25 protein-coding genes and 1 other annotated feature are annotated in these 26,593 nt (G+C 37.5%); all 25 genes read right to left on the bottom strand.

Features of this window, described 5'->3' with window-relative positions:
- Positions 1–171: 171 nt before the first annotated feature.
- The gene (locus AC3EA5_RS14765) at positions 172–1,476 is read right to left on the bottom strand and encodes a solute carrier family 23 protein (RefSeq protein WP_488609032.1); all 1,305 of its coding nucleotides are present in this window, start codon (positions 1,474–1,476) and stop codon (positions 172–174) included.
- Between the two features lie 18 nt (positions 1,477–1,494).
- A complete protein-coding gene (pyrR, locus tag AC3EA5_RS14760; protein WP_488609074.1) occupies positions 1,495–2,031 on the bottom strand; it encodes a bifunctional pyr operon transcriptional regulator/uracil phosphoribosyltransferase PyrR in 537 nt (178 codons plus the stop codon).
- Between the two features lie 216 nt (positions 2,032–2,247).
- Positions 2,248–3,174 (bottom strand): RluA family pseudouridine synthase, encoded by a 927-nt coding sequence (locus AC3EA5_RS14755; RefSeq protein WP_488609031.1) that lies wholly within the window; start codon positions 3,172–3,174, stop codon positions 2,248–2,250.
- On the bottom strand, positions 3,175–3,651 hold the full coding sequence (gene lspA, locus AC3EA5_RS14750) for a signal peptidase II (RefSeq protein ID WP_488609030.1): 477 nt from the start codon (positions 3,649–3,651) through the stop codon (positions 3,175–3,177).
- Between the two features lie 90 nt (positions 3,652–3,741).
- Positions 3,742–6,504: an isoleucine--tRNA ligase gene (gene ileS, locus AC3EA5_RS14745; protein ID WP_488609029.1), complete on the bottom strand. Its 2,763-nt coding sequence runs from the start codon at positions 6,502–6,504 to the stop codon at positions 3,742–3,744.
- Between the two features lie 39 nt (positions 6,505–6,543).
- Positions 6,544–6,764: a binding site (T-box leader), on the bottom strand.
- Between the two features lie 51 nt (positions 6,765–6,815).
- Positions 6,816–7,325 (bottom strand): DivIVA domain-containing protein, encoded by a 510-nt coding sequence (locus AC3EA5_RS14740; protein ID WP_394187306.1) that lies wholly within the window; start codon positions 7,323–7,325, stop codon positions 6,816–6,818.
- 97 nt (positions 7,326–7,422) lie between these two features.
- Positions 7,423–8,211 (bottom strand): YlmH family RNA-binding protein, encoded by a 789-nt coding sequence (locus AC3EA5_RS14735; protein WP_394187305.1) that lies wholly within the window; start codon positions 8,209–8,211, stop codon positions 7,423–7,425.
- Positions 8,212–8,461: 250 nt separating this feature from the next.
- Entirely contained in the window at positions 8,462–8,722 is a 261-nt protein-coding gene (locus AC3EA5_RS14730) for a YggT family protein (protein WP_488609028.1), read from the bottom strand.
- Positions 8,723–8,742: 20 nt separating this feature from the next.
- Positions 8,743–9,219 (bottom strand): cell division protein SepF, encoded by a 477-nt coding sequence (locus AC3EA5_RS14725; protein WP_394187303.1) that lies wholly within the window; start codon positions 9,217–9,219, stop codon positions 8,743–8,745.
- Positions 9,216–9,905 carry a YggS family pyridoxal phosphate-dependent enzyme gene (locus AC3EA5_RS14720; RefSeq protein WP_488609027.1) on the bottom strand — a complete coding sequence of 230 codons (690 nt, stop codon included), beginning with the start codon at positions 9,903–9,905 and terminating at the stop codon, positions 9,216–9,218. The genes AC3EA5_RS14725 and AC3EA5_RS14720 overlap by 4 nt, the downstream gene beginning before the upstream one ends.
- Before the next feature lie 89 nt (positions 9,906–9,994).
- Positions 9,995–10,231, bottom strand: a complete 237-nt coding sequence (locus AC3EA5_RS14715; protein WP_488609026.1) for a PRC-barrel domain-containing protein — start codon at positions 10,229–10,231, stop codon at positions 9,995–9,997.
- 734 nt (positions 10,232–10,965) lie between these two features.
- Positions 10,966–11,751: an RNA polymerase sporulation sigma factor SigG gene (sigG, locus tag AC3EA5_RS14710; protein ID WP_488609025.1), complete on the bottom strand. Its 786-nt coding sequence runs from the start codon at positions 11,749–11,751 to the stop codon at positions 10,966–10,968.
- A 94-nt stretch (positions 11,752–11,845) separates the two neighbouring features.
- On the bottom strand, positions 11,846–12,553 hold the full coding sequence (gene sigE, locus AC3EA5_RS14705) for an RNA polymerase sporulation sigma factor SigE (RefSeq protein WP_488609024.1): 708 nt from the start codon (positions 12,551–12,553) through the stop codon (positions 11,846–11,848).
- A complete protein-coding gene (locus AC3EA5_RS14700) occupies positions 12,544–13,404 on the bottom strand; it encodes a sigma-E processing peptidase SpoIIGA (protein ID WP_488609023.1) in 861 nt (286 codons plus the stop codon). The genes sigE and AC3EA5_RS14700 overlap by 10 nt, the downstream gene beginning before the upstream one ends.
- A gap of 138 nt (positions 13,405–13,542) precedes the next feature.
- Positions 13,543–14,709: a cell division protein FtsZ gene (gene ftsZ, locus AC3EA5_RS14695; RefSeq protein WP_488609022.1), complete on the bottom strand. Its 1,167-nt coding sequence runs from the start codon at positions 14,707–14,709 to the stop codon at positions 13,543–13,545.
- A 41-nt stretch (positions 14,710–14,750) separates the two neighbouring features.
- On the bottom strand, positions 14,751–16,040 hold the full coding sequence (gene ftsA / locus AC3EA5_RS14690; RefSeq protein ID WP_488609021.1) for a cell division protein FtsA: 1,290 nt from the start codon (positions 16,038–16,040) through the stop codon (positions 14,751–14,753).
- A 110-nt stretch (positions 16,041–16,150) separates the two neighbouring features.
- Positions 16,151–16,507 (bottom strand): small basic family protein, encoded by a 357-nt coding sequence (locus tag AC3EA5_RS14685; protein ID WP_394187295.1) that lies wholly within the window; start codon positions 16,505–16,507, stop codon positions 16,151–16,153.
- Between the two features lie 2 nt (positions 16,508–16,509).
- Entirely contained in the window at positions 16,510–17,229 is a 720-nt protein-coding gene (locus AC3EA5_RS14680; protein ID WP_488609020.1) for a DUF881 domain-containing protein, read from the bottom strand.
- 132 nt (positions 17,230–17,361) lie between these two features.
- Entirely contained in the window at positions 17,362–18,078 is a 717-nt protein-coding gene (locus tag AC3EA5_RS14675; RefSeq protein ID WP_488609019.1) for a DUF881 domain-containing protein, read from the bottom strand.
- Positions 18,056–18,853, bottom strand: a complete 798-nt coding sequence (locus AC3EA5_RS14670; RefSeq protein WP_488609018.1) for a cell division protein FtsQ/DivIB — start codon at positions 18,851–18,853, stop codon at positions 18,056–18,058. The genes AC3EA5_RS14675 and AC3EA5_RS14670 overlap by 23 nt, the downstream gene beginning before the upstream one ends.
- A 17-nt stretch (positions 18,854–18,870) precedes the next feature.
- Positions 18,871–19,962 (bottom strand): putative lipid II flippase FtsW, encoded by a 1,092-nt coding sequence (ftsW, locus tag AC3EA5_RS14665; protein WP_488609017.1) that lies wholly within the window; start codon positions 19,960–19,962, stop codon positions 18,871–18,873.
- Between the two features lie 23 nt (positions 19,963–19,985).
- On the bottom strand, positions 19,986–21,341 hold the full coding sequence (murD, locus tag AC3EA5_RS14660; RefSeq protein ID WP_488609016.1) for a UDP-N-acetylmuramoyl-L-alanine--D-glutamate ligase: 1,356 nt from the start codon (positions 21,339–21,341) through the stop codon (positions 19,986–19,988).
- Entirely contained in the window at positions 21,342–22,313 is a 972-nt protein-coding gene (mraY, locus tag AC3EA5_RS14655; protein WP_488609015.1) for a phospho-N-acetylmuramoyl-pentapeptide-transferase, read from the bottom strand. It abuts the gene before it with no gap.
- A 113-nt stretch (positions 22,314–22,426) separates the two neighbouring features.
- On the bottom strand, positions 22,427–24,346 hold the full coding sequence (locus AC3EA5_RS14650; protein ID WP_488609014.1) for a penicillin-binding transpeptidase domain-containing protein: 1,920 nt from the start codon (positions 24,344–24,346) through the stop codon (positions 22,427–22,429).
- A gap of 57 nt (positions 24,347–24,403) precedes the next feature.
- Positions 24,404–26,533, bottom strand: coding sequence for a penicillin-binding protein (locus AC3EA5_RS14645; protein ID WP_488609013.1), 2,130 nt, complete (start codon positions 26,531–26,533; stop codon positions 24,404–24,406).
- Positions 26,534–26,593 lie beyond the last annotated feature (60 nt).

Genomic DNA, 26,593 nt, shown 5'->3' with positions numbered 1-26,593 from the left:
CTCCTCTTTTATTGTCCCAAGTTCGTGTATTGCTTCAACTGAACTGTAAAATAAAAACCTCTCAACATAGTGTTGAGAGGCTACAGGGCATGACCAAGTAAAGATCCATGTACACGGAACTTTTCGTTGGAATCCCTTTCCCTGCCTCTCTGGACTAGGTATTAAAAGGTTTTATTCAGTTGTATTTTCTTCAAACAAATCATCAGAAACGTGCGGTCTTCCTGGTAGCACTAAGTTTAAGATGACGCCGACGATTGCAGCCAAAGCCATTCCTTCGATTACAAAGGTCTCCGAGAAATGGAGTTTTGCTCCACCGATTCCAATAACTAAAATAATGGATGAGATGACTAAATTTCGTTTATCTCCAAAATCAATCTTGCTATCAACTAACATACGTAAACCAGATGAAGCGATAATCCCAAATAATAGAATTGAAATGCCACCTAAGACTGCTGTTGGAATTGTGCTAATTAATGCCATGACCTTTCCGAAGAAAGAGAACACAATGGCAAGTACAGCAGCTCCAGCAATCACATATACACTATAAACTCTAGTTATTGCAAGTACACCAATATTTTCACCATAAGTCGTTTTCGGTGGTCCACCTATTAGACCACTGATGAATGTACCTAACCCATCACCTAGTATTGAACGGTGGAGTCCCGGTTCTTTTATGTAATTTCGGTTTACGATTTTCCCTAAAACTAACTGGTGACCAATATGTTCTGAAATCGTCACGATCGCAATCGGAACCATGATGATGATTAATGTCGGCGTAATGATAAAATCATAATCGACCCCCGGAAGTAAGAAGTCTGGTGCAGCAATTAATTTTGCTTGTGTCACTGCTGTATAATCGACAATTCCGATGATAAGTGAGTACACATATCCCACGATAATTCCGATTAAGACTGGCATTAAACTAATCATGCCTTTAAAGAATAATGTTGCAATGACGGCAGCCAATAATGTGACTAGTGCTGCTGAGAAGTGAAGCATACTATACTCTTTTACATTATTTACGGTAATATTCATTGCCATATCAACTGCAACAGGAGATAAAGCCAAACCAATAACGATAATAACAGGTGCCACAACAATCGGTGGCAATAAATTCATAATCCATTTATAACCCGTTTTCCATATCACCAGTGACACGATGAAGTACACAAGCGCTACGAACAAACTTCCGATCATTGCGCTACCAATTCCAGCTTGTCCAGTTAAAAAAAGAATAGGTGCAATAAAAGCGAATGATGACCCTAAATATGCTGGTACTTGAAATTTAGTTACAAACAAGAAAATTAATGTAGCAATACCACTTGTAAGTAGAGCAATTGCAGGGCTTAATCCAACTATCTGAGGAACTAATATCGTTGCACCGAACATTGCAAACATGTGTTGGATACTTAAAGTCGCTAGTTTTCCTGTTGAAGGTTTATCGTGAATATCTAATATGGCTTGAGTGTTTGACATCATTTCCCCTACTTTCTTCTATTCGTGAATCGTTACACTGTCTTCATGATCTGTTTCATTTAAGCGAACCACTATGCGTTCGATACTAGCAGTAGGAATATTTTTTCCTACATAATCCGCACGAATCGGTAATTCTCGATGTCCTCGATCGATTAAGACTGCTAATTGAATTTGTGCAGGTCTTCCTAAATCCATCACTGCATCCATTGCTGCTCGAACCGTTCTACCTGTATACAGCACATCATCCACAAGGATGACTTTTTGATCCTTAACCGCGTGTTGAATATCCACTTGTTGAACGAGTGGTTCTTTATTGGCTGTTTTCATTGAAAGATCATCACGATAAAGAGTAATGTCTAACTCGCCAGATTTAATACTTTTACCTTCGATTTTTTCGATTTTTGCAGCTAATCGATTTGCTAAGTATGCGCCTCGAGTTTTAATTCCAACTAGGATACATTGTTCGATTCCTTTATTGCGCTCAATGATTTCATGAGCAATACGAGTTAATGCTCGGTTTATGGCTTGTTCATCTAAGATATTTGCTTTTTCCACCAAGATTGCTCCTCCTTTTCTTCCATGCGCCAATGTTTCATTTTATTTGAGAAAATAAAAAACCCTCTCGTCCATTTAGGATGAGAGGGTGTGAATGCAGAAAAATATCGCAGGAAAACACACAGCATGTGTCTTTTTACGTTTCACGGTACCTTCTCAGCCTCTCTGGACTGTTTTTAAAGGAAATCTATTTAATTCGTTAGACCAATTATAGATTTAGTCTTCCTTCGTGTCAACTTGAGTTTTCATTTCTTCAAGTAACTCTTCAAATTCTTTTGGAAGCGGTGCCTCAAATTCCATGTATTCCTCAGTGCGTGGATGCATGAATCCAAGTACGCCAGCATGAAGTGCTTGTCCACCAAATTCGATCGTTTTCTTTGGTCCATACTTTGGATCTCCAGCTAAAGGGAAACCAATATATTTCATATGAACACGGATTTGATGTGTGCGACCAGTTTCAAGACGACATTCAACAAGAGTGAATTTACCAAAACGTTCAATCACACGGAAATGTGTAATTGCATGTTTTCCACTGTCTACAACTGCCATACTTTGACGATCTTTTTTGTCGCGACCTAAAGGTGCATCAATTGTTCCTTTGTCATGCGGAATATGTCCATGAACAAGTGCAGTATATTTTCTCGTTACTGTCTTTTTTACTAATTGATTAACTAATGATTCATGAGCTTTGTCATTTTTAGCAACCATCAATAATCCTGAAGTATCTTTATCGATACGGTGGACAATACCTGGACGCATGACACCATTAATGCCAGATAGGTCTGTACAATGATGCATTAAACCATTTACTAAAGTTCCAGATGTATGACCAGGGGCTGGATGTACAACCATTCCTCTTGGTTTATTAACAACTAAAACATCCGCATCTTCATAAATGATTTCTAAATCAAGATCCTCTGACTGAATGTCTAAAGGTTCTGCTTCTGGGGGTGAAACGATAATTACATCGTCTTTTTTCACTTTGTAATTGGGTTTAATTTGTTCACCATTAACTAAAACAGCTCCATCTTTTAACCAATTTTGAATTTGACTTCTCGACCAATCTGATTCAAGTAGTGAAATTGCTTTGTCAATACGTTCACCTTTTTGTTCTTCTGTTATCGTATACGTAAAATCTTCCATTTACTCACCTGTTTTCTTTTCTCTTTTTTCTTCTAAAAATAATACAATCATCACCATTACTACACCTATTGTTAAAGCAGCATCTGCAATGTTAAAAATCGGGAAATCATAGTTAATGATAGGAATTAACACATCTATAAAATCAACAACTTCTCCTAGATATAATCGATCGATAAAGTTTCCGATAGCTCCACCAAGTAAAATCATTAAACTAAATTGAAATAATGGCTTTCCCTTTGCTTCTTTGTGGAAGTAATAAAGGATTCCCGCAATCACAATAACGGTTACGATTGAAAACAACCATATTTGCCCTTCAAGCATGCCCCAAGCGGCTCCACGATTACGATGTGATAATAAGCCAAGCGTAGGATCCAATAAAGGAATTCGTTCTCCTAGCTCCATGTTGTTCACAACTAACCATTTGGTCCACTGATCTAATGCCACTATGATAACTGCAACTAAATAATAAATGTACACGAATGTTCCTCCGTTAGATAAGTATCTTAGCTAGTTTACCACAAAACACGAACAGACAGAAAGAGCTGCCCGTTTGGACAGCTCCGATTCTTACACGTAATATTTTTCTACAACATCCGCACAACGTGGACACAATGTTGGATGCTTATCATTTTCGCCTACTTTAGATGAAATCGTCCAGCAACGTTCACACTTTTCACCTTGTGCTTTAGTAACCACAACTGAAGCGACATCTAATTTTAATGCATCTGCTGGAGCTTCTTCAGTTAAACCAGCAAGAGTAAATTCAGACACAATAAAGAATTGTGCGAAATCTACCTTATCTGTATCAAAAGCTTCTAGTAATTCTTTCTTCACATACACAATGACTTTAGCTTCTAAAGATTTACCAATAACTTTCGCATTTCGTGCTTCCTCTAATGCCTTTAATACATCGTCCCGCACAAGCATCAATTGTTGATACTTCGTACGTAATTCTGCGAATGATGCATGAGTAATAGCTTCTGGGAAGTCAGTTAACTGAACACTTTCTTCTGTTTCCTGAGTCAAGAATACCCATAATTCGTCTGTTGTATGTGGCAAAATTGGCGTCGTTAATTTCAATAAAGCAAGTAATGTATCGTACATAACCGTTTGCATCGCACGACGATGTAATTGATCTGTACCTTCGATATAAACCACATCTTTTGCAATATCTAAATAGAATGAGCTCAAGTCTGATGAGACAAAATTATTTACTGCATGATAAACACTTGCAAAATCATATTTGTCATATGATTTACGAACGGTATCAATCAAATCTTGAAGCTTCATGAACATGTATTGATCTACTTCACGTAAGTCTTCATAAGCTACACGGTCTGTTTGTGGATTAAAGTCAGATACATTCCCGTGTAGGAATCGGAAGGTGTTTCTGATTTTGCGATAAACTTCCGCTACTTGTTTAAAGTTTGAATCTGAAACTCGAACATCAGCTGTGTAATCGACAGAAGCGACCCATAATCGAAGAATGTCTGCACCTAATTGATTCATAACTTTAGCAGGATCAATTACATTCCCAATGGATTTACTCATTTTACGGCCTTCACCATCTAAAGTGAATCCATGACTTAACAAACCTTTATAAGGTGCATGACCGTTGATCGCAACACTCGTTGTTAATGATGAATTAAACCATCCACGATACTGGTCAGATCCTTCCAAATACAAATCAGCAGGATAAACTAAATCATCTCTTTCATCAAGAACTGCTTGATGAGATGATCCTGAATCGAACCAAACGTCCATGATGTCAGTTTCTTTAACGAAACGACCATTTGGACTGCCTGGGTGAGTAAATCCTTCAGGTAATAATTCTTTAGCTTCACGCTCAAACCAAACTGTCGAGCCATGTTCACGGAAGATTTTAGACACATGAGCAATCGTTTCTTCTGTTAAAATTGGCTCGCCATCTTCCGCGTAAAATACTGGAATTGGAACGCCCCAAACACGTTGGCGAGAAATACACCAATCCCCACGATCACGTACCATGTTGAATAGACGAGTTTCGCCCCAAGCTGGTGTGAATGACGTATCTTTAATCGCTTGAAGTAGTTCTCCACGGAATGCTTCGATTGAAGCAAACCATTGTGCAGTTGCACGGAAAATAACAGGTTTCTTTGTACGCCAGTCATGTGGTGCCGAATGTGTGAAGAACGTTAATTTTTCTAGTGCACCTGCAGCATCTAGTGCCTCAGTAATGACTTTATTCGCTTTATCATAAAATAACCCTTCAAAGCCTGGTGCTTCCGCAGTCAATACACCACGATCATCAATTGGAGAAAGTACGTCAAGTCCATATGCTCTTCCTACTTGGAAATCTTCTTCTCCGTGACCAGGTGCAGTATGAACACAGCCCGTTCCGCCTTCATTCGTAACGTGATCACCCAACATCACTAAAGAATCACGATCATAAAGTGGATGTTTAGCAACCATACGGTCCATTTGTTCACCTTTAACCGTTTGAATTACTTCATAAGACGCCCACTCTAGTGCTGTAGCAACAGACTCTAATAAGTCTTTTGCAATTAAATAATGTGTACCTTCGACATCTACAATTACATAATCAAATTCAGGGTTTACGGAAATCCCTAAGTTTGCTGGAATCGTCCAAGGAGTTGTTGTCCAAATGATAATTTTCGTACCTTCTGCGACAACCCCTTTACCTTCAGTCACATCAAAGCTCACATAAATGGATGGAGATTTTTTATCTTGATATTCGATTTCTGCTTCAGCTAAAGCTGATTCACTTGATGGTGACCAATAAACAGGCTTCAACCCTTTATAGATATAGCCTTTACGAGCCATCTCACCAAACACTTCGATTTGACGTGATTCATAAGCAGGTTTTAACGTGATATAAGGATTTTCCCAATCACCTTGCACACCAAGACGCTTAAATTGTTCACGCTGAGTATCAATTTGCTCATAAGCGTATTTCTCACACAGCTTACGGAATTCAGCTACTGTCATTTCTTTACGATTTACTCCCTTATTAGCAAGAGCTTGCTCGATTGGTAAACCATGAGTATCCCAACCTGGAACATACGGTGCATGGTAGCCAGTCATCGATTTATGACGAACAATCATATCCTTCAAGACTTTATTTAACGCATGACCCATGTGTAAATCACCATTCGCGTACGGAGGTCCATCATGCAAAATAAACGTCGGACGTCCTTTTGTACGATTAAGCACTTTTTCATATAGATTCATGTCATTCCAAGTTTGCTGCATGACTGGTTCGCGTGTTGGCAATCCTCCACGCATTGGAAAATCGGTTTTCGGCATTAATAACGTGTCTTTGTATTCCATCAATATAACCTCCTCAAAATAAAAAAACTCCTCATCCCATGAAGGGACGAGAAGTTTAACTCGCGGTACCACCCTAATTGCAACAATGAAGTTGCCATCTTAGATCACATTAACGGTGTGAAGCCGAAACCACTTACAATCAATCGTTCAGTGGTTTTACTCAGGAGTGATTTTCATTTGATTGCTACTTGTTCGAGCTTCCACCGTCCTCGAATCGCTTTTCTGAGCGCACAAAATACTGTCTCTTTCAACGTATTTAATATCAATATGTAGCTATTATATGGAAAGTAACTACAATCGTCAAGCAAACTCTAATCTTCAGTTGTTTCGATTCGCTCTAGTTCAGATGTGTCCACTTCATATTGCATTAAATGATCCCAATCATCTGTATTGATTAAATCTAACTGAGCTTCAACTAACATTTTGAAGCGATTGCGGAATACTTTTGATTGTTTCTTAAGTTCTTCTATCTCTAAAGCGATACGTCTAGCTTTCGTCAATGCTTCATTCACAATTCGATCTGCATTTTTTTCAGCTTCTTTAACAATTAGCTTCGCTTCTTTTTGAGAATTGCGACGAACTTCTTCAGCAGCCTCTTGTGCAATCACAATTGATTTTTGTAATGTAGATTCAATCGTAGTGAAATGACCAACACGTTCACTAGATGACTTTAACTTTTCTTCTAATTCTTTTTTCTCTTTTAATAGAAGTTCAAAATCTTTAATAATTTGATCTAAAAATTCATTCACTTCATCTTCATTGTACCCACGGAATCCTTTTCCGAATTCCTTGTTATGTATATCCAATGGTGATAATGGCATCTTCTCGATCTCCCCTTTAAAACTAGCGTTGTTTCAAACTATTATACCTTTCATTAGAAAGGTTTACATCAATAATTCGAATTTTCTTTAATATTTCTTATGATTTCGGCTCCATTCGACCAACTTGAAGTCGAATCTTGTCTTTCTTCGTTCTTCCTTCAATCATTCCTAACCGAATACGACCAAAACCTCGAATCGAAATTAAATCAGATTCATGTAATTCAAAAGCTGGTTGATCTCGAACAACCCAATTTACTTTCACTTTTCCACCATGAATGAAAGTAGATGCTTTTTGTCTTGATATATTAAATAATGATGCAATAATCGTATCTAATCTCATTGAACTCACAGTATGTGATTCTTCTACCCACGTTTCCGTATTGAGTAAGAAAAGATGTTCTTCTGGAAGCTCTTGAACTTGTACCTTGGATTTTCCGATGGAAGTAATATTTAAACGTACAAAATCAGCAACTTCAGAAACCACGGCAAACTCAATTCGCTCGCCATCCACTCGGATATCACCAAATTTTGAACGGTCTAATCCAAGAGACATCAATGTACCCAACACATCCGGATGTTCTAACGTTACAAACTTAGATGGATAACTTATTTCAAACATTGTTACTGAGAAGTCTTGATCAGTAGGAACAAAATAAGAGGGCGAAATCAACATACGCTTACGTTCAGCATCCTCAAATTTGCTATATGAATGTGTCACAATTTCCTCATTTTGCCCGGCAATAGCTTGGACAATAAATTGTTCTCGAGGATCTAAAAAGTCCGTCAGCTTTGGTGCGTAGCGGTCTTCCGTTTCACGGATCCATCCACCTACCTGCTCAATAAATGACTGCTCTTCTTTTCTAAAATGCTGAAATATTTGTTCCATTTCCGTTCTCCCTTTCCAGGATTAAAACATGAGATGTTTTAAATAAAAGATTTGTTGCAAAAGACAGATTGCCTAATTAGTAGATACCAGTTTAATTATTTCTACTTATATCTATTATTATTGCACGTTTTTCTAAATTCAACTCGTCTAGGAGGTTATAAAAAACCACAGTAATTTTCAAATGCATTTACTGATTGTAGTTTGTATGTTTTATTCGTATAAAAAAGCCCCACGTCAGTGAGGCAACTAGTTAAAAATTATTACTTATTATAGCTATACCATTACGTGCTAAATTTAAAACCAAAATCGCAACAATAGGAGAAATATCAATCATACCAAATGGTGGAATGATTTTGCGAAAAGGCTCAAGATAAGGCTCGCAAATTCGCTCTAAAAAACGACCAATTGCTGTTTCTCTTGTACTTGGTACCCAAGACATAAAGATATAGATAATGAGAAATACTGAATATAAAAAGATAACCTGAGAAATTACATCAAGAATTAAGTCCATATTAACTAAATACACCTCTGCTATTGTAAGTCATCGTAATAATAATCGGAAATCGCTCCTGCTACTTCCACTGTATCTGGTGCACATAAAAAGATATCCGTTCCGATACGTTGAATATCTCCGCCTAAAGCATACACGGTACCACTTAGGAAATCCACAATTCTGATTCCTTGATCTTTGTCAATTCTTTGTAAATTAACAACCACAGCACGTTTGTTTTTTAAGTGCTCAGAAATGTCTTGTGCTTCTGCATACACTCTAGGTTCTACTAAAATAACTTTTGAAGATTTTTGGAGATTTTGCAAACTAACTACATTTGGAATTGATGAGTCCATGGGAGCGACACGTCTTTCTTTCATTGATTTCTTCATTGAAGGTTGTTGTTGCTGAGCAACTGGTGAAGCTTGAGGTTCTGAACGTCGTTCACGCTCTACAGGTGCATCATCTTCATATTCATCTAGATAAAAAAAGTTTTTAATTTTATTCTTCATGCTCATGATTTGTCCCCTCTTTCATCCCCAACTAGTGCGGTTCCAATTCGTACAAACGTTGCGCCTTCTTCAATAGCAAGTTCAAAGTCATTGGACATTCCCATTGATAATTCTGTACATGGTGCAAAATCATACTGAGCTTCAGCAATCTTTTGCTGCGCAGATTTCAATTTAGAGAATACCGACCTTAATACTTGTTCATCTTCTGTATTTGGAGCCATGGTCATTAATCCAATTACCTTTATTTTATCGAAAGGTTGTAAAGATAAAATGAAATCTTCAAGTAAGTCTAGTTCAATGCCGTGTTTTGCTTCTTCTCCTGAAACATTGACTTGTACGAAGCAATCGATTGGTTTATTGGCACGTTTTTGAATTTCTTCTGCCAAACTTAACCTGTCCAACGAATGAAGAAAATCAATCGTATCAATAACTTGCTTCACTTTTCTAGTTTGTAAAGACCCGATGTAATGCCATTTAGCATCAGACTGAATATGTTCAGTCTTTAAAAGTAAACCTTCAGGTCGATTTTCTCCAAGATTGATTAAACCCGCATGAAAAGCTTCTTTTGTTCGCTCAAGTGATACAGATTTTGTTACAGCGACAATGTGTATCTCTGAATCTTTTCGATTCGAGCGTTTGCATGCTTGCTGAATACGTTGTTGAATTTCTTGGTAATTTTGCGTAATTTCCATATATATTAAATCCCAACTTGTTTCGACGTGTACATTATTTCTTTATTGTACCAATCAAACATTGATTATTCAACGTTTTATCGCTGTTCCTAGTTACCTCGTTTGACTAGTACAACGTCTTTTCCAACAACATGGATATCATTTATAGCAATTGTTATGGTGGAAGAGTCACTTGAAAAGAGATCCAGCATCTTTTTAGGTTGAGCGACTAAAAAAGCTTCAATCATTCCATTTTCCTTTGAGATTTTGGCATCACTTACAAACCCAAGCATTTTCCCATTACCAGCATCAATAAATTCCTTTTCTTGTATTTCAGTGAATTTCATCGTTTATCCCTCCTTATATAGCTTATGATTCGTAAATTAGAAAAACACATTTTGTTCCCAAAATGGTTTAAAATGATATCTTTTCTTCTAAGGATAACCAAAAGCTTTTTTTCTAAAAAAGCTTTCATTCCGAATATGGAACAAAAGCTTTCAGACTAATAACATATAACAAGTTACATAACATTTTTAAAATTCGATTTCATAACTCTTGTATTTGACAAAAAATGAAAGTGGTCGGCTATTTCTTTAGCTTTCCGCGGACGAAACGCTAGCCTCCTCGACTCCCCCTGTCTCTGACAGTTGGAGCCTGTGGGGTCTAGCGTGTTTCGTTCTTCCGCAGGAGTCTTCAGAAATAGCCGACCACTTGCCTACTTAAAAAGTTTGCAGAGTAAGGTTGAAAGAAATAATTAGAAATGCTAATTTGAGATGTACTAATTATTATTTAGATCACTGATTCACTTTGTAGTTGAGAGTAATTTAATCAAATGTGTATATGAAATGTGGAAAAGCATGAATTATTTATTTTGTATATACAGCGATTCAGTTGATTGAAATGGAGGCGGCGACTCCTGGGGGAATAGCACGAGCTTTAGACCCTGGACTGAGCATCGCGAGGGAAGCGGCTAAAGCCTTGCCCCCCGGAAAGCGTCCGCTGCAATTGAAATCAACATTTATTATATTTCTACAGCTTAAAAGCTTTCATTCCGATTAAGGAACGAAAGCTTTTTTGTTATTTAGGATTCTTGATGATATTGTTCCTGGATTATGCTAATTGCATGTTTTTCCAATCGTGAAATTTGGGCTTGGGAAATGCCTAATTCTTTCGCGATTTCAGTTTGTGTTTCTCCGTAATAATATCGTTTACTTAAGATTTTTTGTTGACGTAAATCCAGCTTGCTAATGCTTTCTTTCATGAAAACATACGTTGACCATTGCTCTTCTGAAACATGCTCATCCTTCAATTGATCCAACATGTAAACCGGGTCACCGCCATCATGGTAAATGGGTTCTTGAAGTGAGATTGGTTCTTGTATTGCATCAAGTGCAAATAAAATATCTTCATGTGGGATATCAGTCATCTCTGACAACTGTTGCATGGTTGGCTCATGTAAGTTTTCTACAACAAACTGTTCCTTTGCTTTCATTGATTTATAAGCAATATCTCGCAAAGAACGAGACACACGAACTGGGTGGTGATCGCGTAAATGTCGTCGAATCTCACCAATAATCATTGGCACTGCGTAAGTTGAAAATCTCACATTATGCTTCAAATCAAAATTTTCTATGGACTTAATCAGTCCGATGCATCCAACTTGAAATAAATCATCCGCTTGTTCACCACGATATGCAAAGCGCTGAACTAAACTAAGTACTAATCGTAAGTTACCCATTACTAATTCTTCTCTTGCAGCCATGTCCCCGCCTTGAAATCTTATAAACGTTTGTGTCATAACTTCGTTTGAAAGTACCGGAAGCGTTGACGTATCTACACCGCAAATTTCTACTTTTGTCCGCACCATCACTTTTCCTCCGAACTGTTTAACACTGAGATTAATAACAGTTTGTCCGGCTTGGTCGATTATATGCGTGCAGACCTTTCTCCAATTTCAACCATTATGCTGTCGGCTGATTTAACTCTTCTCTTAAATCGTGAATAATCTTTTTCTCTAATCGGGAAATATATGATTGCGATATACCTAGTAAATCGGCAACTTCTTTTTGAGTCATTTCTTCCTTGCCATTTAAACCAAAACGACATTCCATAATGTATTTTTCCCGTTTATCTAACAGATCAATGGCAGAAAACATGAACTGTCTTTCAATTTTTTTCTCAACATCTTCTGAAATAATATCTTCTTCAGTTCCTAAAATATCAGAAAGCAATAGTTCATTTCCATCTGCATCTGAATTTAATGGCTCATCAAAAGAAACCTCTGATTTTAGTTTGCTCGTTTTTCTTAAATGCATGAGAATTTCATTTTCAATACATCTTGAAGCATAAGTAGCAAGTTTAATCTTTTTTTCCACGTTGAATGTTTCAATTGCTTTGATCAGACCAATCGAGCCTATACTGATTAAATCTTCGATATTCGTACCTGTATTTTCAAATCGTCTTGCAATATATACAACCAATCTTAAATTTCGTTCAATTAATTTGTCGCGTGCGGTTAAACTGCCATTCATAAAGTCCTCAATAGTTTGAGCTTCTTCTTCGCGATTCATCGGCACCGGAAGAGATTCGCTACCTCCAATATAAAAGGTCCCTTTTGCTCGCCAAGAAAGCCAAAGTTGAACGATTCGATTCCACAATTTCATGAACATAGCATTACTCCTCTCGACTGTTGAACAAATAATGTTGACGCATGTAATATTGCTTCCGTTTGACGAGGAAAATGATGGCTGTTTTTAGTAAGGACAAGATAACAAGGTGGCAAAGCACATTCTGTTTCATGAATCATTCGTATGTTATCCATTTTAATTCCAACTGCCCAGGTATTTTCACTTTGAACAGTGGCTAAACGAATTAACCTAACATCCTGCTGAAACTCTTTTGGAACTTCTGAGATTTGAGAAGGATTACTTCCATCAAAGTCATTTAAAAACGTCCATAGTTTTGGTGGAATTACTGACGCGAGTTTTTTAGATGATACAAAATGCACAGGTTTACCTGAAAGAGTCTCCATACATTGATTTCCGGTATCTGTATAACTTTCTAAGACAATTTCATTTCCAAAAATCATTAATTTCACTTTGCTACGATACATTTCTTTAACGCCTTTAAGATTAATCCTAAACCAATTTTTATAGACACCTGATAGACTTCCAAGTAAAGCAACAATCAGGATGGCAAATACAATATACGAATTGACTAATTTCAACCATGGTTGTATAACCGTTAATAACCCACCTGCAAACAAAGCTGCTATGATACAATTTGAAGCAGCTAATAGCCAATTAGAGCGATTAAATCCAAAAGCCATCAAGATCATGCAAATAAAGGTCCCAATAATTGATAGAAGACTTCCACCGAATAAGACAATTAAAAAGCCACCTACAAACGCACTAATCCATAAGCGAACCTTAGTTTGTTGAAAAGTGCCCATTTTGTTCGTAAATGAGAGTAGGCAGTAATTAATTAGTGCGTTTAACGTAATCATTACTTCAGCATACATTTTCTCACCTCCTACAAAAACTTTAGCATGAGAACTGTTCAAACTTTGTCATCTTTTGACAGAGATAATAAAAAATCGCACGACAAAAAACCCCATCTTTTTCAACGACTGTTGAGAAAGATGGGGTTTTTATTTTATCTATTGACGTTTTTGACGGTTACGTAAAAACGTTGGAATATCTAAAGTATCCTCTTGTTGATTAGACTGTTGTTGCGTTCTTACTGGTTCTTGTTGATAGCTTGGCGCTTCTTCTCTACGTGTTTCACGAATAGGAGCTTGTGGTTGAGTTGGCTGTTGCTGTTGTCTACCAGCTCCAAATCCACCAGATCTCGTAGTACGAGTAGATAAAGGCTCTTCATTAAAACCAGTAGCAATAACTGTTACGATAATTTCATCCTTAAGATTGTCATTAATAACAGAACCGAAAATCATATTTACATCTTCATCAGATGCAGATGCAACGATATCGGCAGCTTCTTGAACTTCGAATAAGCTCAAGTTAGAACCACCTGTAATATTCATTAAGACCCCTTTAGCACCATCAATAGATGTTTCAAGAAGTGGACTTGAAATTGCTTTTTTAGCAGCTTCTGCAGCACGGTTTTCACCTGAAGAAATACCGATACCCATTAATGCTGAACCTTTGTTAGACATAATTGTCTTCACGTCTGCAAAGTCCAAGTTAATTAAACCAGGTACAGCGATTAAATCAGAGATACCTTGAACACCTTGTCGTAAAACATTATCCGCTTCACGGAATGCTTCTAACATTGGCGTGTTTTTATCAACGATTTCAAGTAAGCGATCGTTAGGAATGACGATTAATGTATCAACAGCTTCTTTCATCTGTCCAATACCACCAATTGCTTGTGTAGAACGTTTACGGCCTTCAAATGTAAATGGACGAGTAACTACACCAACAGTAAGTGCGCCTATTTCACGTGCAATTTGAGCGATTACAGGAGCTGCTCCAGTACCTGTTCCTCCACCCATACCAGCGGTAACAAATACCATATCTGCTCCACGGAGTGCTTCTTCAATTTGTTCTCTGCTTTCTTCAGCAGCTTTTTTACCAACTTCTGGATTTGCTCCTGCTCCTAATCCTCTAGTAAGCTTAGCTCCAATTTGAAGTCTGATTTCTGCTTTTGAAAGATTTAAAGCTTGTGCATCTGTGTTTACTGCTATAAATTCTACACCTTGTACGCCATGTTCAATCATTCGGTTTACAGCATTGTTTCCGCCGCCACCTACACCAATGACCTTGATGACTGCAAGTTGATCTACGCTTGTGTCAAATTCCAACATCGCATTTCCTCCTTAAGTTGCTCTTAGTCTATTACCAGTGTTTATTCAAAGAATTTGTCGAGGAACTTTCGTGCTTTCCCCATAACGCCTTCTTTGTTCTCTTGTTGAACTTGTACTTGTTTTTGTTTTTTTGAAGTTGTAGGACTCTGTTCAGGTTTACGTGATTGAACGAGTGCACTACTCCCGCCTAAACGACCAAAAAACATATCTTCCATGTAAGCGTAACGTATTAAGCCTACTGCGGTCGCGTATTGTGGCTCACGCACTCCAATATATTCTGGCGTATACAAGCGTACACGAGTTTGTAATATATGTCGTGCTAACTGTGAAAGCCCTTCTAATTTCCCAACACCACCGGATATAACGACTCCACCAGGAAGGTCTTGAAGACCCATACGGTAAAACTCTTCTAAAATCATTTCGAAAAGTTCTTCTAATCGTACACCGATAATTTCAGATATGTACCGTTGACTATATTGTTCTTTCGTGTCTGCTCCAATCACAGGAACTTCGAACAACTCATCATCTGATGCATCATCATAAAAGGCATGTCCATATTGATGTTTAATTTTTTCTGCTTGTTCTGTAGGAGTCTTTAAAACAATCGATAAATCTTTTGTTATATGATCTCCACCTACAGGTAAAACAGAGGTATGCGACAATTGACCATCTTGGAATATAGAAATGGTTGTTGAACCGCCACCAATATCAATAAAGGCTGTCCCATGATTTTTTTCATCATCAGACAAAGCAAAGTATCCAGAAGCAAGTGGTTGTAAGTAGATTTCACGAATATTTAATCCCGCTCGTTCTACGCATCGCAAGACATTATGTAAAATTGTCTTAGATGTCGTCATCATGGTACCATCCATTTCTAAACGAATACCAATCATTCCACGCGGATCTTTTATCTCATCTAAGTGATCTACTACAAATTGTTTAGGTACTAAATTTACTAATTCTCTTTCAGGTGGAATCGACATTACTTGTGCAGATTCCATGACACGATCTAAATCGTCATCTGTGATTTCACGATTTTCACTGTTAACTGCGACGACACCCTTAACATGCTGTAACATCGCTTGATTAGCAGGAATCCCTAAAACTACTTCGTTAATAGACATTCCTATCATTCTTTCAGCTTGATCAATTGCTTTTTTAATAGATTGCACGGTTGCATCTATATCAACAATAGCACCTTTACGTATTCCATTTGATTTCACATTCCCTACACCGATAACATTAAGGGAACCATTTGTCATTTCACCAATTAGTACTTTAATAGACGATGAACCTATATCTAAAGAAACATATAATTCTGTTTGATTCAAACCGTGGCACCTCCTTCAACAACTCTTTACTCCTCATTCTATTGCATTATGACATGCTTGTCTAAGTAAAATCGCTAAAAGTTGTAAATTTTCCTTCTATTCTACTGTTTTTACTCAACTTGCCCTTTTCTTTCTGCCCACTTTGTTAATAATATTCTCCGGATAACTGCAATGTTTTGGAAAAGACGTACGCCAAAAGCGAAAATTGCTGCTAAATACAAGTCTATTCCTAAATGCACTCCTAGAAATGCTAAACCAGCTGCCAATGCAATGTTAAAGAAAAAACCAGAAACGAATACTTTGTCGTCATATACCTGTTGAAGTTGGGCTCGTATTCCACCGAATAACGTATCAAGTGCAGCAAGAACCGCAATTGATAAATAATTTTCGTATACCGTTGGAATATGAATATCTGTAAGCAAGCCAAGTGAAATTCCTAAGATCAATCCGAGTAAGGGCAACCACATTTTTAATCACTCTCCGTTGCTTCTGATAAATAATTAAGGTTAATTTTTTGATTGTATGCTGGAATCGTTAAATCAGAAATTGGTTCTTCAATGGTTAAGGTTAAATTATCAATGAAGAAATCATCCGCAATCATAGATGTTTGGAGATAACTATAAAGCAATTCCGCTTCTTCTAATGTATCTGTGCCTACGCGAATATTAAATGGAGGTGTGCGGACGTTCAAACCATTAACTGTTGTTTGCCCATTTACATCTCGAATAGGTGTAGTTGTAATAATTCTTTTTCCATCCACGTCGATATAATGCCCGTTGAACCGATTAATTTCATTAATTAACCGATCAAGTAAATCTGGTGAAATAGATGTAACTGTTTCGCCAAAGACTTGTCCTTCCAACGATGGTTCTATTTTTAACACTAAACCCGGTCCCGACACTTCAGTTAATCCCGCTTGAGCTCTTAAGTTTTCTAATGTGTCATTTAAAGCTTGTGCTGGACTTTCACTTTGAAGGTTTTCATATTTCATGATGGTTTCATCCTCGGAGCGGATATTGGATAACAATTCAGAGTGAAGTTTTTTCTCTTTAGATAACTCTTGACGAATTTCCCAAATATCTCGAGTATCCCGTTGTTCTGGTTGTTGCACTGTATTATATTGAACGGCAATCATGAAACCGACTATTAATAATATAAAAGTAAATCGCATATAAACGCCTTGTTTCATCTTGACCGCTCCTTTCTCAACATTTCGATTTGGCATGGTGATACTTTCAGATAACGTGCTGCGATCAACCTCCAGGTTAATGCCCGTGTGGATTTATTGATTCCTATATAACCTGCAGTCCTAAGCCCATAATTAAAGTGCAGGCATCGTCATCTTCTTATTTGCTTCTATTGTCACAATAATATTGTCATTAAGTAATTGATCTAAGACCCCACCACTTAATTCTAGTGAAGGAATGAGAACTTCAGTGTCTCCTATCGCCTCAATTACAAACGGAGCTGGAAATTGTTTTCCGTCGATTGTAATTACGGGACCATTACATCTTATATACGAATTGGCATGTAAGCGTTGACCATTAATTGAAATCGCTTCTGCACCAGAAATCTTAAGTTCATTCAGCACTTTGAACACATGGCTTTCGTGAACAATATAATCATTCGGGTTTTCAGAAACAGGATCGTACTCAGCGTCTTGCAATTGAACCTTCACGCCTTCCCCAGTTGAGGGAATAACACCTAAAAGTAATCGAAGGTCTTCAGCTTCTTGTATTAGACTATCGTATCTTTCTTCACTGCCTACTAAAGATTGTTCAATTTTTCTAACCTCTTTTTGTCGGGCAACTAATTCATTTGCTAATTCCTTATTCCGTTCTTTTTGTTGAATCAAGTCTTCACGATAGCGTTCTTCTTGTTCAAAATAACCTGTACCACTGGTCATTCCCGTGGATTTTTTTGCACTCGATAAACTATACGAATAGGCAAGAATAAACCCAAGCACTAAACAAACAATGGAAAAAATAATTCGTTTATTGATGATGCTTCGATTGTTATTCTTCTGTTGCTTCTTCATCTTCGGCCTCCTCTTCTAATGGTTGTGGATTATACATATCTGCATATGATTGGAAGAATGAACCAACTTCAAGATCAATTACACCTTTCTCATCTCCATCTATTTGAGCGAGTAAAGCTGGGTAATAATTTATTTTTTTTGCGAAGGATGGAATAATCGCCCTTACTTCATTTCCATCATTCATAAATAAGCGAATACGGTATGGATCAGATTCAGATGGGACAGATTCAATTTGAGAAATCATTGAAAAAATATTTGCATCTAAATCAGCAAGCTCTTTTACCAATCGTAAACGAACCGTTTCATCCTCGAATCCACTAAGCAATGGCGCATCAATTGGTGGGAATTTTTCATTGGTTTTAAAAAGTTTCCCGTTACCTAACACCATTTGGACATCATCTTCCGTTTCCATATATGCAGCTTTTTGCCACTCCTCAATTTGAATATGTACCGAAGTAAGTCCACTTCTTTTTACTTTTACGGATTTAACCCATTCATTAGATTGAATTAACTCTTCAGCAGAACTTGTCCTAATTTCCCACATCGATTGGCCAGTTTCGATGCCACTCTTTTTAATATACGATTCACTAGAAGCTAATGTTGACCCGTCTACATGAATTTTTTGAACCAAGCTATATGGAGATTGAAAGTAGAGGAGACCAAGTAATGTCATAAGGAAAAGGACAAGCAATAACGTGAATTTTCTATTCGTTCTTTTTTTACGGCGATCGCGTAAAGTTGGAATTCTATCTTCAATATCGATTATTTTTTCCACGTTATGCCTCCTCCTCCTTACTTACTTTGATCTTTTGAAAAATGAAGAATAATACCAACTATTAACCATGTGGAAAATAAGGATGTTCCCCCATAACTTATAAAGGGCAAGGTTACACCAGTTACAGGAAATAAACCAATGACCACCCCAATATTAAGGAAAATTTGACTTCCCATCATGCTAATAAAACCTGCAATGACAAGCGAACCCATCGTCGAGGAAGAGAGCACTGCTAGTCTATAACCGGTATAAAGAAACATGAAGAACAAACCGATCAACACAACCGCTCCAATAAACCCCATCTCCTCAACGATGATGGAGAAAATAAAATCATTTTGAGGTTCTGGGAGATATAAAAACTTTTGCCTACTTTGTCCATATCCATGTCCGAATAATCCTGAAGGACCAATTGCAAGTAATGATTGTATGCCTTGGAATCCACTTCCTAATGGATCTTCCCACGGATTGATAAAGGCTTCAATTCGTTTTAAGCGATACGGAGCCGAGATGATTAATCCAACAATCGAGAGAATACCAGAAACGCCAATCACCATAAAAAACTTCATTGGATAACCAGCAATAAATAACAAAGCAAAAGCACCAATGATTAATAAGAAAGCCGATCCGAAGTCTGGTTGAATTAAAATAATACCAGCGGGAGCTAGACAAATTAATAGATGTGATAGTTTCCATTTCATTTTAAGATGTGCTGATTTGGCTAATAAAGTAGATAAATAAGTGATAACAGCTATTTTGACAAATTCAGCTGGTTGAATACTAAAGCCTGCTAGTTGAATCCAACTTCGCGAACCATTTCTCACTACTCCTAAACCAGGAATATAAACAGCAAATAATAAAACTACTGCTAAGGCGTACATCACCTTCCAAAATGTTGGGTGGGAAGTCATTGGGTTTTTATACAAAACCCATGCCGCAAATATACCTAGGAAGCCGTATATGGATTGTTTCCAGAAAAAAGGCATACTATCTTCATAATGCACTTTGCCCCAGTAAGAGCCCGCTGAGTATACAAAACTAAGTCCTATAGCAGTAAGCACTATACTTAATATCAAAAATGTTTTGATAGGTTTGACTTGCAGGATCGGCATCCCTTCGTTTGTCTATTTATTTATTAATCTTTCAAATTAAAAACAGCTGTAATAAAATCGTCACCGCGTAATTCAAAATTCGGATACTGATCCCAGCTTGCACATGCAGGTGAAAGCAAGACTATATCTTGAGGCACAGAAATTTCTGCTGCTAAATGCACCGCTTCTTTCACATCATGAACCATGAATGTTTGAGATACTCCGCATGACTCAGCAAATTCTTTTAATCGCCCACTGGTTTCTCCAAATGATATTAAGGCTTTGACACGATTCATATGAGGTCTTAATTCTTCAAACGAATGCCCTCGGTCTAATCCACCAGCTAATAAAATGACGGGATCTTCAAAAGCAGCAATTGCACTCTTCGTAGCAAGTGTATTGGTAGCTTTTGAATCATTATAAAATTTCCGTTGATTCCAATCACGAACAAATTGAGTGCGGTGCTTAACACCTGTAAAGGACGATAGAACATGTAAGATTGTTTCTTTTGGACAATCTAAAGTTGTAGCAGCAGCAATAGCAGATAATACATTCTCTAAATTATGCTCGCCTGGAAGCGCTATTTGTTTTCGAGAAACATATTCTTCTCCGTGTAAATAAACAAATTCTTCATCCGCACTAATTCCTTCTTCTGTTCTTCCTTTCGTTGAAAAAGGCATCAACTTCGCTTTCGTACGTTTGGCAAATTTGGCTACTTCTTCTTGATCTTGATTATAAATAAATAAATCTGAAGCATCTTGATGCATGGTTACAGCAAATTTCGCTTCGCCATATTCATCAAATGAGCCATGATAATCTAAATGTGCTTCATATAAATTTGTCCAAATTGAGATCTTCGGTTTAAATGCTTCCGTCCCCATAAGCTGAAAACTTGAAAGTTCTGTAACAATAATTTGATCAGGGTTAGCTTCTTCTGCCACTTTACATGCAACTGTTCCAATATTTCCAGCAATCAATGGCTTCAATCCACCTTGGTTTAACATGTGGAATAACAATGTTGTTGTTGTCGTTTTACCATTCGAACCTGTAATTCCTATTAATGGCGCTTCACTAATTCGATAGGCAAGCTCCACTTCCGTCCAAACTGGAATTTTACGTTTAACAGCATCGGCAACAATCGGGTTATGATAGGGAATCCCAGGGTTTTTAACCACTAATTCGAATCCTTCGTCCAATAAATCCTCAGGATGCCTGCCACATATAACGGTTATGCCCTTACTTAAAAGTGCTTGAGCGTCTGGACTTTCTTCAAAAGGTTTCGCATCGTTAACTGTCACAAATGCACCTAACTTATGTAGCAGCTCTGCTGCAGCTACCCCACTTTTCGCTAAACCAAGTACTAATACTTTTTTTGATGTAAATTCGTTTGTCAGTTTCATTTACATCACCTCCAACATAACCGCTACAAATGCTGCTAAGAAAGCAGTAGACCAAAAGACGACTACCACTTTCCATTCAGACCATCCAGATAACTCAAAATGATGGTGTAGTGGACTCATTTTAAAAATTCGTTTTCCAGTCGTTTTAAAACTAATCACTTGTAGAATAACGGACAATGTTTCTGCCACAAATACGATCCCAATCAGTAGCAATAACAATTCTTGTTTTACTAAAATAGAAAGCATCGCTAACGCTCCGCCTAAAGCCAATGAACCTGTATCTCCCATAAATACTTTCGCGGGATTTGCATTGAAAATCAAAAAGCCTAAAAGTGCGCCAGTAACTGCAAATGCAAAAATAGCTAATGATGTTTGGTCATATACAAGCGCTATTACACCAAATGCACTAAAAGCAATAGATGCCGTTCCTGAAACAAGTCCGTCTAGTCCATCAGTTAAATTAATTGCGTTTGAAAAACCAACTAACCAAAAAATCATAAATGCTACATATGCCACTCCTAAATCAATTGACCAATCCGTAAAAGGAATCGCTAAAGAAGTAAAAGCTGGTCCTGGTTTCAATAAGAAGAACGCTGCAATAGCTAAAATGATTTGCCCAATCAGTTTTTGGAGAGAAGTTAAGCCTAGATTACGTTTTAGGACAACTTTGATGAAATCGTCGAGAAAACCAATCACGCCAAATCCAACCAACACTAAAAGTAAGACAATCGTTTGAGTAGTCAACATATTAAAGTACAAAGAAACGCCTAAAGTGGTTAAAACAATTGAAAGTAAGAAGACTAGACCGCCCATTGTCGGTGTGCCTGCTTTTTTCATATGAGATTTAGGACCTTCTTCTCGAATGCTTTGACCGAATTTCATTCTTTTTAAAGCAGGTATAAATAAAGGTGTTAACAGTACTGTTAGTATGAAGCCTACGGCAATTATCATTAATGTTGTGGCGAGTGTCATATGTATTCTCCTTCAAAACCTTTGAAAAGTTTTATGATTTTTATTTTATTCAATGGAATCATAATAGATTTAATTGAAACTCCTCTAATTATGAACACTGAAATTCTTACGTTTTATTCGCGTAAATAAAGATGAATCGTCCCATCAATCGAAAGTTTACTCCCTGCCTCTGGAAGCTGAGATTCAATAATGGACCCTGTTCCATGCCATTCAATTCGGAAAGGTTCATTCAAATCCATAACAACTTCTTTCTTTTCTCCAACGAGTTCAGGGACACGAGCTTCTAAACGATCACCCCATCGATACTCTTTATCAATTTGAATCGTTCGTTTTTCAAAACCGATATAAGGTGCAGAATCTTCGATAATTTGGCCAACAATAGGTGCTGCAATAACCCCACCGAATTGAAGAGAATGTTTCGGATTATCAATTGCTACATAAACAACAATTTCCGGATCGTCTATCGGTGCAAATCCGATGAATGAAACAATATATTCCCCTTCAACATATCGACCATTTACCGCTTTTTGTGCTGTACCCGTTTTTCCGCCGATTCTCATAAAGTCTCGGAATGATTGTCTCCCCGAACCATTTGCAACCACGGATTCAAGAGCTTCTCTAACTTCTTTAGAAGCTTTCTCCGAAATCACTTGTCTAACTATCTTCGGATTATTCTCTAACTCTACTGCTCCTGTTTCTTCGTTGTAAACCCTTTTCACAACATAAGGTTGATAAAGCGTACCTCCATTGACGGCAGCGGAAACCGCTTGCACCTGTTGCAGTGGAGTGACAGAAATCCCTTGACCGAACGAGGTAGTTGCATGCTCAACTGGACCATATGATTCTTTTGAAAACAAGATACCTGTAGATTCTCCTGCAATAGCTGAACCGGTCTTTTGACCAAATCCAAAGTCTCGAATGTATTGTGATAATTTTTCACGTCCAACTCGTGCTCCCAGTTCAATAAAGCCTGGATTGCATGAGTTCTCCACTACTTCTAAAAAGGATTGTTGTTTATGTCCTTCTCTTTTCCAACATCGGAGTCGTGTACCTTCAACAATGCTATAACCTGGATCGTAAAATTGATCATTTTGAAGATCCACTTTACCTTCTTCAAGTGCTGCTGCTAAGGTAATAATTTTAAATGTAGAGCCAGGCTCGAATGTCATCGATACCGGCAAGTTCTGATTATAAACGCTAGGACTCACTTTGTCATATTGTAAAGGATGGAAAGTCGGGAAAGACGAAAGACCTAAAATGGCTCCTGTCTTTGGATTCATAGCAATTGCTAATGCTTGATCCGCCTCGTATTTTATCATAGCCTGAGATAATTCTCTTTCCATGATTTGCTGAACATCTAAGTCAATTGTTAGTTCTAGAGATGAACCCTCTTTTCCTTCTTTCCAATCGTCGTTCACATGCGGTAAGCTATTTCCTTTTGCATCCGTAAATAATCGTAAGTTCGACTTAACTGCTGTCATTTGCTTATCATATTGAAATTCCAATCCAGCTAACCCTTGATGATCATACCCTGTAAATCCTAGTAAGCGTGAAAGTAATTCTCCGTAAGGATAATCACGAACATAGTCTACACCCGTATAAACACCTGGAATTTGAAGGGATTGAATATGTAATGCTTGTTTAACATCTATATTTTTCCCTTCAGGAGCAAGCTTAACTAAGAATTCTCGTTTGTTCATTTTTTCAAATAAAACACTTGATTCGACACCTAAAACGCCACTTAACTGTTTTGCTGCTTTTTCAATTTCATCATTTTGTGCGGGCATAAAATAAATGGTAGGTGCTAATTTACTACCTACAATTAATTCACCATGGCGATCGCGTATATTCCCTCTTGTTTGAGAAAACGGGATTTCACGATCCCAATTCTCTTCCGCTTTTTGTGACAAGAATTGAAACTGAAAGAATTGAACATGAACCAATTTAAGGACCGATAAAATCGCTAAACAAAAAAATAAAATGACCATAGTCCGCATTCTAATTTTTAACCGATAAGGAATTCCTGTTTTCATTTTATCCACACCTTGTTTTTAACAACGTATGACTGAAAAGGAATGCCTATTCAATGATTAATCTTGTGGAAGCTTTTCTTCTTCACTTTCTTCAGGCATTTCTACTTGCACATTTGACTGTTCAGGCGTTTCTAGTTTGATGACGACTGGACCATCTTCAGTGATAACAGTACCTGGAGAGACACTTTGATTTACAACAAAACCATTTCCAACTATTTCAAATGAAATCCCTGTTAAACTTTCGTAAACCATCAGATTACGTTTTGACCAGCTGGTGAAATCCGGAATTACAATTGGACCATCTGTTTTCAAAATAACGACACTACCTTGTAATGCTTCAGTTTCGCCTTTTGGATACTGGTCTTTTATTTCCCCACCATCACCAATGATAATCGTGTTTATTTTTTGATTTGCCAATTTGGCTTGAACGTCTTTCGCATTCTGCCCCATGTAAGAAGAAATTTGAACAGGTGGAGTACTGATTATTTCTTTTGGTTTTATATTCATGTATTTTAAGCCATTTTCCGTAACCGATTTAAAAATCTCAGAAACTGGGATTGACCCAACCTCTGTATCTTTTAATTTAGGTTTTGATACTGCCACATATACCACCAATTGAGGATCATCCGCTGGAGCCATACCAAGGAATGAATACAGATAGTTTTCGTATCCGTATTGGTATCTACCTCGATCATCAGGAATTTCTGCAGTACCCGTTTTGCCTGCTACCGTATAGTCAGATAGTTGGAACCTTTTAGCCGTTCCATTTTCTGATGTAACGGTAGAAGCAAGTAACTCCCTCATTTGTTTAGCCGTTTCAGCTGAAATCGGTTTACCCGCTTCGCTAGGCTTTGAATCATGCATCACTTTATTTGTTGAAGGATTTACAATTTTTTCAATAACATATGGTTTCATCATCACGCCATCGTTCGCAATTGCCGTTTCCGCTTGAATCAATTGCATAGGGGTTACTGTTGAACCTTGACCAAAAGTTGAAACCAAACGGTCAAGTGGCCATGTGTTAATTATCTTCCCGCTAGCTTCGTTAGGAAGATCAATACCAGTCTTTTGGCCAAACCCAAATTTATCAAGATATTCTAGGAAAGCTTTATCTCCCAATCTCTCTAATAAATAAGCCATTGCAACATTAGATGATCGTTGAAAACCCTCTAAATACGTAATACTTCCCCATCCTTTTAAGTTATGGTCACGTATAGTATCACCAAGCAAAGTATATTTACCTGATTGATACCACGCATTTGGATCCCATTTGTTTTCCTCCATTGCTGCTGCAACAGTAAATGTCTTCATGGTAGAACCAGGTTCAATTGTATTTTCAATGGTTTCATTCAGCCAATTCGTCGTTAATCCTTCTCGCGTTTCAGGATCAAAAGATGGTCGTTGACTCATTGCTAATATTTTGCCGGTTTTTGGATCGGCTACCATCGCAACGATTTTTTCAGGAGTATATTGTTCTTGTACTCTACTCATTGCATCTTCTAAAAAGTTTTGAATGGTTTTATCTAAAGTTAAATGGATGTTGTACCCGTTTTCAGCGGGAGTTATCATTTCTTCTGAATTAGGGAGTAAATACCCCCACAAGTCGCTTTCATATTCAATCTTTCCGTCAGTTCCTGTTAATTGTTTGTTATAAATATGTTCTAAGCCCATTTTTCCAACGGTATCAAAAGTTCCATCTTCATTTTCTTCTTTTAGAGCAAAACCAATGAGATGAGAAGCAAATGTTCCATTTGGATAAAAGCGTTTTAAGTCTCGCACAAAAACGATGCCAGGAAGTTTTTGCTGACTGATTTTCGTCATAATTTCATGACTAATGTCTCGACCAGCTTTCCCAAACTCCACTTGATAGGGACCTTCCTTGGAGAGACGTTCGATAATTTTTTCTTTAGATAACGGCAAATGGGCAGCTAATACTTCGGCTGTTTTCTCAATATCATTCACGTGCTTCGGATTTTTAGGATCCGCTGTCGCTTTTGGACTTAATACAGCTACTAATCGATAACTTAGTGTGTCCTCTGCTATTATTTCGCCATTTCGATCAACAATCTTCCCTCTGCTCGCATTAATAATTTGTTCTCGCTCATATTTCGCAGCTGCTTTTGCTGCAAGAGCTTGACCTTCTGCTTCACCAGTGACTTGGATAAAAATCATCCGTGACAACAACATAAAAAAGAGCCCTCCATAAAACAAAAACATTAGAAAGGCTCCCCATTGAAATCGAAATTT

The organism is Paenisporosarcina sp. (assembly GCF_057785155.1).
The sequence above is the reverse complement of the archived record's forward strand: the minus strand, read 5'-3'. Positions and strand labels throughout refer to the sequence as shown.